This is a genomic window from Clostridioides sp. LIBA-2809 (assembly GCF_056688965.1).
The window spans coordinates 3,283,953-3,298,623 of record NZ_CP197004.1 but is presented as its reverse complement, the minus strand read 5'-3'; the positions used below and the strand labels follow the sequence as shown (position 1 = coordinate 3,298,623).

The 14,671-nt window shown below is 29.4% G+C and carries 17 protein-coding genes; 12 read left to right on the top strand and 5 right to left on the bottom strand.

Features of this window, described 5'->3' with window-relative positions; translation table 11 throughout:
* Window positions 1-44: 44 nt before the first annotated feature.
* From ACTG44_RS15605 to ACTG44_RS15595, 3 genes are all read right to left on the bottom strand, one after another.
* Window positions 45-353 carry a hypothetical protein gene (locus ACTG44_RS15605; RefSeq protein WP_021385744.1) on the bottom strand — a complete coding sequence of 103 codons (309 nt, stop codon included), beginning with the start codon at window positions 351-353 and terminating at the stop codon, window positions 45-47.
* Window positions 354-614: 261 nt separating this feature from the next.
* Window positions 615-1,163, bottom strand: a complete 549-nt coding sequence (locus ACTG44_RS15600) for a hypothetical protein (protein ID WP_479920805.1) — start codon at window positions 1,161-1,163, stop codon at window positions 615-617.
* A 94-nt stretch (window positions 1,164-1,257) separates the two neighbouring features.
* Window positions 1,258-1,929 carry a GntR family transcriptional regulator gene (locus tag ACTG44_RS15595; RefSeq protein WP_479920804.1) on the bottom strand — a complete coding sequence of 224 codons (672 nt, stop codon included), beginning with the start codon at window positions 1,927-1,929 and terminating at the stop codon, window positions 1,258-1,260.
* Window positions 1,930-2,303: 374 nt separating this feature from the next.
* Between ACTG44_RS15595 and garR the strand changes: the two genes are divergently transcribed.
* The 3 genes from garR (at window position 2,304) to ACTG44_RS15580 (ending at window position 6,236) form a co-directional block, all read left to right on the top strand.
* Complete coding sequence (gene garR, locus ACTG44_RS15590; RefSeq protein ID WP_479920803.1) at window positions 2,304-3,209, top strand: 2-hydroxy-3-oxopropionate reductase; 906 nt, start codon at window positions 2,304-2,306, stop codon at window positions 3,207-3,209.
* A gap of 136 nt (window positions 3,210-3,345) precedes the next feature.
* The gene (locus tag ACTG44_RS15585) at window positions 3,346-4,728 is read left to right on the top strand and encodes a GntP family permease (RefSeq protein ID WP_479920802.1); all 1,383 of its coding nucleotides are present in this window, start codon (window positions 3,346-3,348) and stop codon (window positions 4,726-4,728) included.
* 71 nt (window positions 4,729-4,799) lie between these two features.
* On the top strand, window positions 4,800-6,236 hold the full coding sequence (locus tag ACTG44_RS15580) for a four-carbon acid sugar kinase family protein (protein ID WP_479920801.1): 1,437 nt from the start codon (window positions 4,800-4,802) through the stop codon (window positions 6,234-6,236).
* Window positions 6,237-6,429: 193 nt separating this feature from the next.
* Here the strand turns inward: ACTG44_RS15580 and ACTG44_RS15575 are convergent, their stop codons facing one another.
* Together ACTG44_RS15575 and ACTG44_RS15570 are read right to left on the bottom strand one after the other, a co-directional pair.
* A complete protein-coding gene (locus tag ACTG44_RS15575) occupies window positions 6,430-7,284 on the bottom strand; it encodes a putative ABC transporter permease (protein WP_479920800.1) in 855 nt (284 codons plus the stop codon).
* Window positions 7,285-7,549: 265 nt separating this feature from the next.
* Window positions 7,550-7,879, bottom strand: a complete 330-nt coding sequence (locus ACTG44_RS15570) for a DUF1540 domain-containing protein (protein WP_021385749.1) — start codon at window positions 7,877-7,879, stop codon at window positions 7,550-7,552.
* A gap of 202 nt (window positions 7,880-8,081) precedes the next feature.
* Between ACTG44_RS15570 and ACTG44_RS15565 the strand changes: the two genes are divergently transcribed.
* The 9 genes from ACTG44_RS15565 (at window position 8,082) to yajC (ending at window position 14,644) form a co-directional block, all read left to right on the top strand.
* On the top strand, window positions 8,082-8,711 hold the full coding sequence (locus ACTG44_RS15565) for a hypothetical protein (protein WP_479920799.1): 630 nt from the start codon (window positions 8,082-8,084) through the stop codon (window positions 8,709-8,711).
* Between the two features lie 252 nt (window positions 8,712-8,963).
* Window positions 8,964-9,473, top strand: a complete 510-nt coding sequence (gene ruvC, locus ACTG44_RS15560; protein ID WP_021385741.1) for a crossover junction endodeoxyribonuclease RuvC — start codon at window positions 8,964-8,966, stop codon at window positions 9,471-9,473.
* Window positions 9,466-10,068 carry a Holliday junction branch migration protein RuvA gene (ruvA, locus tag ACTG44_RS15555; RefSeq protein ID WP_021385762.1) on the top strand — a complete coding sequence of 201 codons (603 nt, stop codon included), beginning with the start codon at window positions 9,466-9,468 and terminating at the stop codon, window positions 10,066-10,068. The genes ruvC and ruvA overlap by 8 nt, the downstream gene beginning before the upstream one ends.
* An 89-nt stretch (window positions 10,069-10,157) precedes the next feature.
* A complete protein-coding gene (gene ruvB / locus ACTG44_RS15550; RefSeq protein WP_021385734.1) occupies window positions 10,158-11,177 on the top strand; it encodes a Holliday junction branch migration DNA helicase RuvB in 1,020 nt (339 codons plus the stop codon).
* An 88-nt stretch (window positions 11,178-11,265) separates the two neighbouring features.
* A complete protein-coding gene (locus tag ACTG44_RS15545) occupies window positions 11,266-11,394 on the top strand; it encodes a hypothetical protein (protein ID WP_021385751.1) in 129 nt (42 codons plus the stop codon).
* Window positions 11,395-11,494: 100 nt separating this feature from the next.
* A complete protein-coding gene (gene queA / locus ACTG44_RS15540; protein ID WP_479920798.1) occupies window positions 11,495-12,520 on the top strand; it encodes a tRNA preQ1(34) S-adenosylmethionine ribosyltransferase-isomerase QueA in 1,026 nt (341 codons plus the stop codon).
* An 11-nt stretch (window positions 12,521-12,531) separates the two neighbouring features.
* On the top strand, window positions 12,532-13,017 hold the full coding sequence (locus ACTG44_RS15535; RefSeq protein ID WP_021385759.1) for a phosphate-starvation-inducible PsiE family protein: 486 nt from the start codon (window positions 12,532-12,534) through the stop codon (window positions 13,015-13,017).
* Window positions 13,018-13,095: 78 nt separating this feature from the next.
* Entirely contained in the window at window positions 13,096-14,217 is a 1,122-nt protein-coding gene (gene tgt, locus ACTG44_RS15530; RefSeq protein WP_479920797.1) for a tRNA guanosine(34) transglycosylase Tgt, read from the top strand.
* A gap of 133 nt (window positions 14,218-14,350) precedes the next feature.
* Window positions 14,351-14,644 (top strand): preprotein translocase subunit YajC, encoded by a 294-nt coding sequence (gene yajC, locus ACTG44_RS15525; protein ID WP_021385756.1) that lies wholly within the window; start codon window positions 14,351-14,353, stop codon window positions 14,642-14,644.
* The last annotated feature ends 27 nt before the right edge of the window (window positions 14,645-14,671 follow it).

Sequence of the window (14,671 nt, the reverse complement as noted above, 5' to 3'; positions counted from 1 at the left end):
TTGGTTTTAAGACTAAAGGTACTTATAATTCACAACTAGTCTTGCTACATCTGATAACCAGAATTACAGTACTTTTCTTTTTTACCTTTTTGTTCTCTGACATATAATAATTCGCTTAACTTATCAATGTAATAACAATCATCACTTATGCGAATTAAACTAGTCAGATAATAACCATCTTTACTTCTAGGAATCTTTTTATTTATTGCTAAATCAATAGCTGTCTTTGCTGCTTCAAAATGCTTTAAATGTGTATGACCTTCTTCAAAACTCTTTCTAGTATTATAAACTACATAACCTTTTTTAACTTGAAAAACTATAAATTCTTTCTTTTCATATATTTTATTAAACATTCAATCAGCCCTTCTCAAGATAGTTTTATAGCATAACATTAGAAGCACCTAAAAAATTTTACAAAGAACATAAATATTTTATAAATTAAAAACTTAAAACTATAATTTATAAAGATAATTTTCTTATTACTTATATGGTAATACATATAGATTAAAATTAAATTATCTTTAAGTTAAACCAAAGTAAAATAAAAGACTAGTTATAATATTTATATGAAAAAGTACAAAATATAGTATAAGAATATAGAAAATTTAATTTATTTATTTACAATTTTTATTTCCATATGTGTACTTACCTTCAGATACCTTATCATCATGGAAGTATATTCTTTCACAGCTTTTGTCTCCCCATAGAATATTTTTTGTTATCTTATGGGATGTATCTCCTGTAAATACTTCAGCTACAGTAGTATCTGTAACATCACAATAAAGAGATGCGAATTTTTTAAACCAAGAATTTTCCTCAAATCTTGCAAGCCAGGAAGCTCCATAAGGACAATGTAACTCTTCAAATTCAGGAACCCAACCTAAGAATGGGACATCAGTTGTGCTAATAATATTGTCTGCAATTAATTCATCTCCATTTTCGTGAGCTCTTTCTCTCATACCAATAGCTCTTTCTTCAGACCTTTCAAATAAAACTTTCTTTAATATTTCCATAGTTTTATCTTCTCCAAATTCTTCAAATAACACTTTGGAAAAATAAAAATATAAGTCACCAAAATGCTTACATGCCATACGAACTTCTTCGATAGCATAATCTTTGTCGATTGTTTCATTAGTTACAACATCTTTGTTCAAAAAAATCACTCCTTAAAATAATATTAGTTACACTATAATTATAGATTATTTTTTATAACTGGGAAATTAATTTAAGATAAATATAATTTTACCAAAGATAATATTAAAATATTTTATTGTTGCAAAAATCTTCTAAATTAATGTATTTAGGAGTTTCCATATGAACAAGTGTCGTTCTGTAAACATCCTCAATACATCCATTTTCTATATTATTAAAAATATCTGTATGTTCTTTTAATGTTGTTTCAAGTCTTCCTTCATGTGACAATGAGTCAAGAGCTAGTTTTTTTATTCTGTACATATAACTGTTAAACATCTTATCAAATTCAGTATTTTGAGCATATGAGACTATCGTTGTGTGAAATAATGTATCGTATTCAGCAAATGAGTTTAAGTTTTTATCACCTAATAAAATCTCTTTTTGTTTATCTAAAAGAGCTTTTAGTTTACTTATAGTTTCAACTGCTCTAGGTTCTTTGTATTGACTTGTAATTAAAAAAGTGCAAAACCCTTCTATTGCAGAGCGTATTTGGAATATCTCTACAATTTCATTTGCTGTTATTTGATGAATTCTAAAGCCTTTACTTGGGATTATATCTATAAATCCATCTTGACTAAGTCTTTGAAGAGCATCTCTTATTGGCGTTCTAGAGATGCCTATTTCACTAGCAAGTTTTGTCTCAGAATATATTTCATTTTCTATTATTTCTCCAGACAGTATCAATTCTTTTAAGTAGTCATATGCTTGTTCTTGTAATCTTTTAAATGTAGCCATATCTAATACCCCCTAAACAATGTAAAAATACAAAAACTTATATAATTTTAAGCATACAACATAGTAAAAATAAGGTCAATCTTTTGAAATTCAAATTATATATAAGATGTAAAATATGAAAATTGTTGGATAGTGATATATGATTAACATTAGAGCTAGATTAATTAAAATATACAAATGATATGGAAAATAAAGTATAGTATTTTAGATTAATAGTATGCATTAAATATTATATAGAATAACTAAATATAATAAAAATATATAAAAAATACAATTTATTGTTAAAATAAATACTTTTACATTTTATGTTGACCGGTATACTGGTGTGTAGTATACTCTAAATCATAAAAAACCGTTTTCAAAAATGTGAAGATATGGAGGGAAATAAAATGAAGTTAGGATTTATTGGATTAGGAATAATGGGAAAACCAATGGCAAAAAACTTATTGAAAGATGGATGTAATCTTTTTGTGTATGATATTAATAAATCTGCTGTGGATGAACTTATATCATGTGGAGCAAAATATGCAAGTATTTTAGAGATAGGTAACGAGTGTGAGATAGTATTTACAATTCTTCCAAATGGAACTATTGTACAAGATGTATTATTTGGAGCAGATGGTTTGACAAAGACTCTAAAAGAAGGAAGTATAGTAGTGGATATGAGTTCAGTTACTCCTACAGAATCTGTTTTGTGTGCAAATAAGTTAAAAGAAATGAACTTGGAATTTATAGATTCTCCAGTAAGTGGAGGAGAGCCAAAAGCAATTGATGGTACACTTGCTTTTATGGCTGGTGGTAAGGAAGAAACCTATAAAAAAGTAGAGCCATTTTTTAATATAATGGGAAGTTCATCTATTTTAATTGGAGATAATGGAAGTGGAAGTGTTACAAAACTTACAAATCAAGTAATAGTTAATTTAACAATAGCGGCAGTATCTGAGGCATTTGTACTTGCAGCAAAAGCAGGAGCAGACCCAGAAAAAGTCTATAAGGCGATAAGAGGAGGTCTAGCTGGTAGTACAATATTGGATGCAAAGATACCAATGATTATGAATCGTGATTTTAAACCAGGTGGTAAAATATCTATTAATCTAAAAGATATTAAGAATGTAATGCAGACAGCACACAATTTAGATGTGCCACTACCTATGACAAGTCAACTATTAGAAATAATGCAGACACTAAAAGTACATGGACATTTAGAAGATGACCATGGTGGAATAGCACAGTATTTTGAAAAATTAGCAGGAGTTGAAATAAAGAAACACAATAATTAATTTTAAGTAGATTGATATGATAGTAAATACATACTATTAAGATTAGATTATATAAATACAGCAAAGTTAAGTTATCATAGTAAAAGAAGAATAAGATTGATAAATAATAAAGTAGAATGATAAAGGGGTAAAAATTATGATTACAGGATACGGACTTTTGATAGCATTTGTTATATCTATAGGAATTTTACTTGTATCGATTATTAAATTTAAAGTAAATCCATTTTTGGCATTACTTATAACATCGATAATTACAGGTTTTATGGTTAGAATGCCTATAAATGAAATTTCAACTACAATATCGACTGGTTTTGGAAATACATTAGGAAGTATAGGTATTGTAATTGGACTTGGCATAATATTTGGAAATATTCTTTCAGAGTCAAGAGCTACAGAATCTATTGCAAAGGGTTTGTTAGCTAAAACAGGAGAAAAAAATAGTGCATTAGCTGTAACTACAGCAGGATTTTTAATTTCAATTCCAGTTTTTATGGATGCAGCTTTCGTTATAATGATGCCTATAATTAAGTATGTTTCAAGAGTTACTAAGAAATCTCTAATGGTATTTGTATGTGCATTAGGTGTTGGGACTATAGTAGGACATGCACTTGTAATACCTACACCAGGACCTTTGGCAGTTGCAGCAAATGTAAATGCGAATGTAGGTAGTTTTATACTGTATTCTATAATTGTCGCTTTTCCAGCTGCTATTGTGGGTGGATGGCTTTATGGAAAACGTTTTGAAAAATATCCGTCTTATGCAATTGATGAGAATGATAGAGAAAAAAATTTAGAACAGGGAGAAGATAGTATCAAGCTTGAAAATGATAAATCTTCTGAAGTACCAGGTTTTGGAGTTTCTATGTTCTCTTTATTATTTCCAATACTTCTTATACTTGTATCAAATGTATTTAGTATGTTTGTGGAAAAAGGTTCTAAAATTAGTGGAGTACTTGCATTTATAGGAGATAAAAATATAGCAATACTTCTTGGAATATTAGTAGCAATAGTATTTTTAAAGAAATACATAAGTAAACCTATGGGAGATGTTGTTATCGAAGCTGCCGATTCAGCAGGTTTAATACTATTAATAACAGGCTCAGGGGGAGCGTTTGGTAGTGTTATAAATGCAAGTGGTATAGGTAATTTCTTAGTTGACACTATGTCTGGTCTTAGTATATCTGTTGTAGTACTTGGATTCTTATTAAGTGCACTACTTAGGATTTCTCAGGGTTCTGCCACTGTAGCCTTAGTAACTACATCATCAATTTTAGGGCCTACAATTTTGGCAACTGGTATGTCACCAGTTTTAGTAGGGCTTGCTATATGTGCTGGTGGCGTTGGTTTTTCTCTTCCAAATGATTCTGGGTTCTGGGTACTTTCAAGATTTAGTGGATTATCAGTTAAAGATACTTTGAATTCTTGGACAATTGGAGGAACTATTGCTGGTATTGTAGCATTTATAATGGTTTTATTACTTAGTGTTATAAATGGAATTATACCACTTCCAGGATTATAAATAATAAACTATTGAGTTATATTATATAAATTACATTGAGATTATATAAATTACATAAAGGGGCGTTTTAGATGAGAGAAGTAAAACCGATTAGCATAGACATACTTAATACTTTTAAAGAAGTAGACGAGGATAAATTAAATGAACTTCTTGCAAATGAGCTTAAAAATTTAGATAGAAAAATAATCGTATTAGATGATGACCCAACAGGTGTACAAACTGTTCATGATATCTCTGTTTATACTGATTGGGATAAGGATAGTATAGAGCAAGGTTTTAATGAACAAAATAGTATGTTTTTCATACTTACTAATTCAAGAGGATTTACTGTTAATCAAACTACAGAAGTACATAGAGAAATATCAAAAAATATTGTGGCTGTATCCAAGAAAACAAATAAGGACTTTATAATTATAAGTCGTAGTGATTCTACAATGAGAGGGCATTATCCTCTAGAAACTGATTTATTAAAAAGTGAAGTAGAAAAATTATCCGAGAAGTTATTTGATGGCGAAATAATAATGCCATTTTTCAAAGAAGGTGGCAGATTCACTATAGATAATATACATTATGTTAAAGAAGAAGAAATGCTTATACCAGCAGGAATGACTGAATTTGCAAAAGACAAGTCTTTTGGCTACAAATCTTCTGATATAGGTGAATGGTGTGAAGAAAAGACAAATGGAAAGTACAAGTCTAATGATATGATATACATTTCTTCTGAAGAGCTTAGAGAGCTAAAGATTGAAGCTATAACAGAAAAACTTAAAATGGTTAAAGGGTTCAATAAAGTCATTGTAAATGCAACTGACTATGTAGACGTAAAGGTATTTGCAATTGCATTTATACGTGCAGTAAATAGTGGCAAGGAGTTTATGTTTAGAAGTGCTGCTGCCATAACAAAAGTGCTTGGAGGAGTGAGTGATAAAGCATTGCTTACTAAAAATGAATTAGTGTCAAAAGATAATACCAATGGAGGAATTATACTTGTTGGTTCACATGTAAATAAGACTACTCAACAACTAGAAGAACTTAGAAATTGTAAATACCCAATAGAATTTATAGAGTTTAATCAACATTTAGTTCTACAGGAAAATGGCTTAAAAAATGAAGTAAAAAGAGTTATACAAGTTGTAGAAGAAAAAATAAGTAGTGGAAAAACCGTTGCTGTTTATACTAGACGAGAGCGTTTTGACTTAGATACAAATGATAAAGATAAACAACTTATGATTTCTGTAGAGATATCAGATGCTGTTACCAGTATAATTGGTATGCTTAATGTAAGACCTAATTTCATCATAGCTAAAGGTGGCATTACATCTAGTGATGTTGGTACTAAAGCACTTAAAGTAAAAAAAGCTACAGTAATGGGACAAATAAAACCTGGTATACCAGTGTGGATGACAGGGAAAGAAAGCAAATTCCCTAATATGCCATATATAATTTTCCCTGGCAATGTTGGAGAAGTCAGTACACTTAAAGAATCTGTTGAGATACTGATGGGTTAGAATATTAATGGATTAGAGTATTTAGAGTATAAATATTTAAATTTATTGATTAAAAAATGAATAAGCTAAAATTAATATCTAAAAAATAATAGTACATTAAGCAGTAAGGTTTAGAGTATTTATCAAAAATATTCTAAACCTTACTCTTATGTGTTAGTGTTTCTATTATTAAGTTTATATGATGTTTATTACACTACTTATCTTTTTTTATTGATTTAATGTCTTCTTTGATTTTATTTAAAATATCCTTATGTTTATTAGAGCTTATATTAGGGAATGCTTTGATAATACGTCTATGAAGTAATTTGTGGTTAGACAATAAATTATTAAGTTTATTTTTAAGCTCCTCAATGCGATTTCTAGCATAACGATAGTTTTCTTTTTCCTTAAGTATTTCAAATCTATCCTCTAAAGTCTCAAGTCTATTTTCAACCAAAGATTCGAGTTTGCTTTCAATAGTTTCCTGTGTAATAAGTTTGTAGTATTCCTTTTTATCTTTTAATTCTTTAATTACAAGATTGATTTGTTTTAGTTTGCCATTTAATTGTAAGATTGTATGTACTGTAATTACTAAATCTAAAACAAAATAAACTTCTATAGATATAGCCAGTATAAATAGTATATTTTTAGGTATAGAGTTTATGAAATCAACTACAATAGGATGTACTATAAGCATTACAATTAATGATAATACACCAAACATAAGTGAGTTTTCTAGACAAACTCTGCCATTAATATTAAATTTATGCTTAGAATAATCCCACCAAGTCATATTAAATATTTTTTCTAATACAAAGCTTGTAAGATATTCCATTACACTAGTTATAATTATACTAAATAAAAATAACAAGGGAATATTGTGCACAAAAGGAGTCAAGGTAGCAACTATCGCTAACGCTCCAAATCCATATATAGGGCAAAATGGTCCATTTAAAAATCCTCTATTTACAAATTGCTTTTGTAAAATTGAACAATATGTAGTCTCACAACACCATCCTATAAAACTATAAATTACAAAATAAAGAAATTGAATATAAAATATACTCATAAGCACCTCATTTCTAGTTAATATAACACTATATACTTGATATTTTATTTTTATGATTAATTTACTTCAAATTCAATTTACATATTGATTATACCAATTTATAGGAATTTATCAAATTTAATTACAGTTATAATATTATATATGATTATAATCATGAGATTTTATTTAAAATAAATAAGGGTGTCAAGTATAATCAAACTAATAGTTGTAGATACTCTACACTATGTTAGTTTAATCATATTTGACACCCTTATATTTATTTATATTATGATTGTTTACATTTGAAGCTAGAACAACATGTTTCAACATAAAGATTTACTCTATCAGTTTCAGGAGCAACCAATATATTATCAAGTGTACATAAGCTACCATCTTTATTGTATTTACAAGTTTTTACGCTACACACTAATTCTTCACAATTTCTATTATTAACATTACTTGATAGATTACTATAAATAGATTCGTCTAAAAATGAACTACAACAAGTATGTCTATCATTGTGAGCTTGCTCACCATTTATAAAAATTTTATCTGCATAACATATATGGCTGTTATTATGTGAGCAGTTAGTTACATTACAGTTTATTCTTTCCAAAGTTATTACCTCCTAAACGATTATTTACTATAAATTATGTCCATATAATTACAAGAATATAACCTTTAAGAGAAAACTCTCTTTTATAAAATATCTATTCTTAGAGTAATTTGATATGTAAATATATTTTCTTCTAAAATTTACCTAAATTGTATAAAAACTTACAGCTTGGAGAAAATAATAGTAAAAGGAGGCGTAATCAATGTTTGAAAAGAAGAAAAAAGAATTATTTCCTTGGAAAATATCTGCCTTAATACTAGTTGGAGTATTTGTATTAAGTAGTGGAGTTTATATAGGGACAAGATTAAAACATAATGGAGTTCAAACTGGTGAAGTTGTAAGTACTAGTGCGAACATGAATGAAAAGTCAAAAGAAGCTTTTGGATTAAATAAAAATTGTGAAGTTTGGCTTCAAAGTGAAGGCGAAAATGAAACTAACTATAAGAGAACACTTACAATGGCTGGTATAGTTCCAGAATCATTATTAGATAAGACAAAATCAGAAATAGTATCATATTTTAAAAAAGAGTACCCAAGTAAAAAAATAAAGAGTATGGATAAAAACGAAATCATATTGGTAGAATCTAAATATAGTGATACTAAAGATGTACAAGCAATGAATGCCACTATAAAAGGGAAGTATACGATTGAAAATGATAATGGAAATATAGCGTTATATAAATATGATAGTAGTGGAAATAAAACATTAGTAGAAAAAACAAAAATAAGAGTAGATTCACTTCCTAAGACAGTTCAAGATGAAATCAAAAAAGGTGTAGTTATGGATACTGAAGAAGATGCTTATTCAAGATTGGAAGACTTTGCAAGTTAATACTAAGTAAGTTAATATTAAAATTGTAGTCACATTTAATTCCTATAAAATACAATAATTTATTTGTACTAAATATAAAAGTTATACTGAAGTAAAATCTTGCTTTGGTATAACTTTTTTACTTTATTTTATATTTTACATATACCATTTTATGATTTGTTAATATTATTTATGGTATAATGATTTAGAACATAAGTTTTTATGAGAAATACATTTTGGTATTTCTTTTATTTTTAGGGGGAATTTTAAAAAATGATAATATTGGGGATTGACCCAGGTATAGCTATAGTTGGATATGGTATAGTTGAATACAAAAATAGCAAGTTTAAGGTAATAGATTATGGAGCAGTGACAACACCTGCACACATGAATATATCGAGAAGATTAGAACTTGTATATAAAGGAATTGATACAATCGTAAAGAATTACAATATAGATGAAGTTGGAATGGAAGAATTATTCTTTAACAAGAATGTAAAAACAGCTATAACAGTTGCACAAGCTAGAGGTGTTACTATGCTTGCATGTGCTCATAATGGGAAACCAGTGTATGAATACACTCCACTTCAAGTAAAACAAGGTGTAGTTGGATATGGAAGAGCAGATAAGGCACAAGTTCAACAGATGGTAACTTCATTTTTGAGTTTAAAAAAGGTTCCAAAACCAGATGATGTTGCAGATGCTTTAGCTGTGGCTATTTGTCATGCTCATTCAAATAAACTTGAAAAAACTCTAAAGAATATAGGTGGTAAGTATGTATAGTTATATAAAAGGTACAATAGAAGAGATTTATATAGACAATATAGTTATTGAAAATAATGGTATAGGATATAAGATAAATGTGTCATCCAATACAATCATGAATTTAAAAGTGGGAGAGGCTACAAAAATATATACTAAGTTAATTGTGAGAGAAGATGATATGAGTCTTTGTGGTTTTGTAAGTAGGGAGGAACTTAAGATGTTTGAGTTACTTACATCTGTATCTAAGATAGGACCTAAAGTGGCACTTTCAATACTATCATTTGCATCACCAGCACAGTTAGGAGCTTATATTTTAAGTGAAGATATTGGAAAATTATCCAAAGCTCCTGGTGTTGGGAAAAAGACAGCAGAGAGAATTGTCTTAGAACTTAAAGATAAAGTAGATAAAAATAATATAGACTTTGAACCAACATTATTATCACAAAAACCTACTTTCATATCTCAAGATGAATCTGTGGATGCACTTGTAGCTTTGGGGTATACCTTAGCCGAATCAAAAGATGCAGTTCAAAAGTGTAAAAAGGATGGTATGGATACAGAAGCCATTATAAAGAAAGCACTTACATATATAATGAGTAAATCTTTGAAATAACATTTACACTTTAAAATAATATTTAGAGTATGAATGTAGATTTCAAAATATCAAAGTAGATTTCCAAAAGTACGAGAGGAGGGGTATAAATGCAAGGTTTTGAAGATGAAAATAGAATAATAACTTCTACAATGAAGACAGAAGATATAGATATAGAAAATAGTCTAAGACCAAAGACTCTAGAAGATTATTTGGGGCAAGAAAAATCCAAAGAGCAACTTAGCATATTTATAGAGGCAGCTAAATCAAGAAATGAGCAGTTAGACCATGTGCTTTTATATGGACCACCAGGTCTTGGAAAAACTACACTAGCTAGTATAATAGCTAATGAGATGGGTGTAAATTTGAGGATTACGTCGGGTCCTGCAATAGAAAGAGCTGGGGATTTGGCAGCTATACTTACAAACTTAAATGAAAATGATGTTTTATTTATAGATGAGATACACAGAATCAATAGAAGTGTTGAAGAAGTTTTGTATCCAGCAATGGAAGACTTTTGTTTAGACATAATAATAGGAAAAGGACCATCTGCAAGAAGTATAAGACTTGACCTTCCTAAATTTACACTTATTGGAGCTACAACAAGAGCTGGTATGCTTACAAATCCACTTAGAGATAGATTTGGTGTTATTTGTAAATTGGATTACTATACAGTTGATGAGCTTTCAAAAATAGTACTTAGGTCATCAAATATCTTAGATGCAGAAATACAATCTAATGGTGCTTTAGAGCTTGCAAAACGTTCAAGAGGGACTCCAAGAATAGCAAATAGATTACTAAAAAGAGTTAGAGATTTTGCACAAGTTAGAGCTGATGGAAAAATAACTGATGAGGTAGCAAAAGATGCACTAGAACTTTTAGGTGTTGACAATTTGGGGCTTGATTTTGTAGATGAGAAGCTTCTTATGACTATAATAGAAAAATTTAGAGGGGGACCAGTAGGTCTTGATACATTAGCAGCTTCTATTGGCGAAGATAGAAACACAATAGAAGATGTATATGAGCCATATTTACTTCAGCTAGGCTTTATAAATAGAGGTCCTAGAGGAAGAGTAGCCATGCCATTAGCATATGAACACTTAAAAATTCCATATCCTAATGAAAAATAAAAATAGATTATATAAATATTTATAAAATAGAATAGTCATTAAATTGAAATATTTCTAAAATGGCTAAAAATTCAAACATATCCACAAAATGGTAATTATAACTGTAGATACTGTGGATAAATACGATAAAAATTGTGTGTACTGTATCTATATATTGTGGATAAGACGTATATATCGTGGAAAAATATCTATATATTGTGGATATGATGTATGCTAAAAAGAGTAATTTCTTGATAGATTATGGTAATATTGTGGAAAATAAGTTGTTTTTTTGATATTATTGTAGCTAGAGAAATTTTAAGAGAGGAAGTTTAACATTGAAAACAAGTGATTTTAAATTTGACTTACCACAGGAACTTATAGCTCAAGTTCCTATAGAAGATAGAGCTAGTTCAAGATTGATGGTACTGGATAAAGAGACAGGAAATGTTGAGCATAAAGTCTTTAGAGATGTAATAGAATATTTAAATCCAGGGGATTGTTTAGTCTTAAATAATACTAGAGTTATACCAGCTAGATTAATAGGAGAGAAGCTTGAAACTGGAGGAAAAATTGAATTTTTATTATTAAAAAGAACAGAGGAAGATACTTGGCAAGCTCTAGTAAAACCAGGAAAAAGAGCAAAAGTAGGTACTAAATTTTCTTTTGGAAATGGAAAGTTGATTGGAGAAGTTGTAGATTTATCAGACGAAGGTTCAAGAATTATAAAGTTCCATTACGATGGGATTTTTGAAGAAATCTTGGATGAACTTGGAAATATGCCACTACCTCCATATATAACTGCTAGATTGGATGAAAAAGAGAGATACCAAACTGTTTATTCAAAGCACAATGGTTCAGCAGCAGCACCTACAGCAGGATTACACTTTACAGAAGAACTGTTAAATAAAATAAAAGAAAAAGGCGTGGATATAGCCTTTGTAACTTTACATGTTGGTTTAGGTACTTTTAGACCAGTAAAAGTAGATGATGTTTTAAATCATAAGATGCATTCAGAATATTATATGGTTAGTCAAGAAGCGGCTAACAAAATAAATAGAGCAAAAGAAAGTGGAAATAATGTAATATGTGTTGGCACTACTAGTTGCAGAACTATAGAGTCAGCCTGTAATGAAGATGGAAAGATGGAAGAAACTAGTGGATGGACAGAGATATTTATATATCCAGGTTATAAGTTTAAAGTTCTAGATAAGCTTATTACTAATTTTCATTTACCAGAGTCTACATTAATAATGCTAGTAAGTGCTATTTGTGGAAAAGATAATGTTTTAAATGCATATAATGAGGCAGTAAAAGAAAGATATAGATTCTTCAGTTTTGGAGATGCTATGATTATAAAGTAGGGAGGTAATTGATGCATAGTTTACAAAAACAAAAAAAGAATAACCCTATATTAAAGATTGCTTTTATATTTGAACGTGTGTTAGCAGTGGTGGTTCTAATAGCTGTATTTCTAGGAACAATAGATGTGTTAAGACTTATGTGGGGAGCATATATAGTTGACTTTCAAAATCCAGTACAATACAGTCAGCTTAATGACTTCTTAGCACAAATATTACTTCTAGTGATAGGTGTTGAACTTGTAGTAATGCTATCACTTCATATACCAGGAGCATTTATTGAGGCACTACTTTATGCTATAGCTAGAAAAATGTTGTTACTTCCTAAAAATGAAGGAATGATAGATGTTTTAATAGGTGTTATAGCTATTGCAGGACTTTTTGCTATAAAAAAGTTTTTAGTAACAAAAGACAAGAGTGCACTTAATATAATGAGTATACATGATGAAGAAGCAATTAAAGAACAACAGGATAAAGACGATAAAGATAAATCTATTTAGAAAATCTATTAGACGAATAGATTATTAAACAGATATCTTAAGAAATAATGAGAAATAAATATTATTAAGGAGAAATTTATGTACGCAGTAAGATACGAATTGATAAAAACTTGCAAACAGAGTGGTGCAAGGTTAGGAAGATTACACACTCCACATGGGATAATAGAAACGCCAATATTTATGCCAGTTGGAACTCAAGCAACTGTCAAATCTATGACACCAGAAGAACTAAAAGAGATTGGTTCACAAATAATACTTAGCAACACATACCATTTATATATGAGACCAGGTCATGAACTTATAAAAAGAGCAGGTGGTCTTCATAAGTTTATGAACTGGGATAAGCCAATACTTACAGATAGTGGAGGATTCCAAGTATTTAGCTTAGGACCTTTAAGAAAGATAAAAGAAGAAGGTGTAGAATTTAGGTCACATTTAGATGGTTCAAAACATTTTCTAACTCCAGAAAAAGCTATGGAAATACAAAATGCATTGGGGTCAGATATAATGATGGCCTTTGATGAGTGTGCACCATACCCAGCAGATAGAGAGTATGTAAAGAATTCATTAGAAAGAACAACAAGATGGTTAAAAAGATGTAAAGATGCCCATAATAATACAGAAAAGCAAGCTTTATTTGGTATAATACAAGGTGGGATGTATAAAGATTTAAGAGAGCAATCAGCAAAAGAAATAACTAGTATTGATTTACCAGGATATGCTGTTGGTGGACTTAGTGTTGGAGAGCCAAAGCCACTTATGTATGATGTATTAGAACATACAACTCCATTTATGCCAAAAGATAAACCAAGATATCTAATGGGAGTTGGTAGCCCAGATGATTTAGTGGAAGGTGTTATAAGAGGTATTGACATGTTTGATTGTGTTTTACCTACTCGTATAGCTAGAAATGGGACTGCAATGACTAGTCAAGGGAAAGTTGTAGTTAGAAATGCAACTTATGCTGAAGACTTTACTCCACTTGACCCTGAATGTGATTGTTACGCTTGTAAAAACTATTCAAGAGCTTATATAAGACATCTTATAAAAGCAAATGAAATATTGGGTGCAAGATTAATAACTACTCATAATCTTCACTTTTTATTAAATTTAATGAAGCAAATAAGACAGGCAATAATGGAAGATAGATTACTTGATTTTAGAAATGAATTTTTTGCAAAATATGGGTATGAAATATAGGTTTTGCACTATTAATTATAATCATTTTAATATATAATATTCAATAGTACTCAAAGCTAAAGAAAGTAGATTGTTATATAAATATTTATTATAATTTACAAAAGAGTATAATTTACAAAGGAGTGAAAAATTAATGCCACAGCAACAAATAATGATGAGTATAGGTCTATGGGTAGTAGTAATAGCAATCTTTTATTTCCTAATGATTAGACCTCAAAAGAAAAAAGACAAACAATTAAAAGAAATGAGAAGTAGCCTAGGTGTAGGAGACAAGGTCGTTACAATAGGTGGAATAGTAGCTAGTGTAGCTAAAGTTGAAGATGATGTTGTAATACTAGAATTAGGACCAAACAGAACTAAAGTTCCATTTGAAAAATGGGCTATAGGGACAGTTCAATCTAGAAAAGAAGAAATAGAAGAACAGTAAAATAGTAATTTAAAAGCCTTTTCTCGA

Excerpts from the sequence above, each read along its gene's own strand:
- ACTG44_RS15605 (WP_021385744.1), bottom strand. The coding sequence starts at position 353 with ATGTTTAATAAAATATATGAAAAGAAAGAATTTATAGTTTTTCAAGTT.
- ACTG44_RS15595 (WP_479920804.1), bottom strand. The coding sequence starts at position 1,929 with ATGGCTACATTTAAAAGATTACAAGAACAAGCATATGACTACTTAAAA.
- garR (WP_479920803.1), top strand. The coding sequence starts at position 2,304 with ATGGAGGGAAATAAAATGAAGTTAGGATTTATTGGATTAGGAATAATG.
- ACTG44_RS15585 (WP_479920802.1), top strand. The coding sequence starts at position 3,346 with ATGATTACAGGATACGGACTTTTGATAGCATTTGTTATATCTATAGGA.
- ACTG44_RS15580 (WP_479920801.1), top strand. The coding sequence starts at position 4,800 with ATGAGAGAAGTAAAACCGATTAGCATAGACATACTTAATACTTTTAAA.
- ACTG44_RS15575 (WP_479920800.1), bottom strand. The coding sequence starts at position 7,284 with ATGAGTATATTTTATATTCAATTTCTTTATTTTGTAATTTATAGTTTT.
- ACTG44_RS15565 (WP_479920799.1), top strand. The coding sequence starts at position 8,082 with ATGTTTGAAAAGAAGAAAAAAGAATTATTTCCTTGGAAAATATCTGCC.
- ruvC (WP_021385741.1), top strand. The coding sequence starts at position 8,964 with ATGATAATATTGGGGATTGACCCAGGTATAGCTATAGTTGGATATGGT.
- ruvA (WP_021385762.1), top strand. The coding sequence starts at position 9,466 with ATGTATAGTTATATAAAAGGTACAATAGAAGAGATTTATATAGACAAT.
- ruvB (WP_021385734.1), top strand. The coding sequence starts at position 10,158 with ATGCAAGGTTTTGAAGATGAAAATAGAATAATAACTTCTACAATGAAG.
- ACTG44_RS15545 (WP_021385751.1), top strand. The coding sequence starts at position 11,266 with ATGGTAATTATAACTGTAGATACTGTGGATAAATACGATAAAAATTGT.
- ACTG44_RS15535 (WP_021385759.1), top strand. The coding sequence starts at position 12,532 with ATGCATAGTTTACAAAAACAAAAAAAGAATAACCCTATATTAAAGATT.
- tgt (WP_479920797.1), top strand. The coding sequence starts at position 13,096 with ATGTACGCAGTAAGATACGAATTGATAAAAACTTGCAAACAGAGTGGT.
- yajC (WP_021385756.1), top strand. The coding sequence starts at position 14,351 with ATGCCACAGCAACAAATAATGATGAGTATAGGTCTATGGGTAGTAGTA.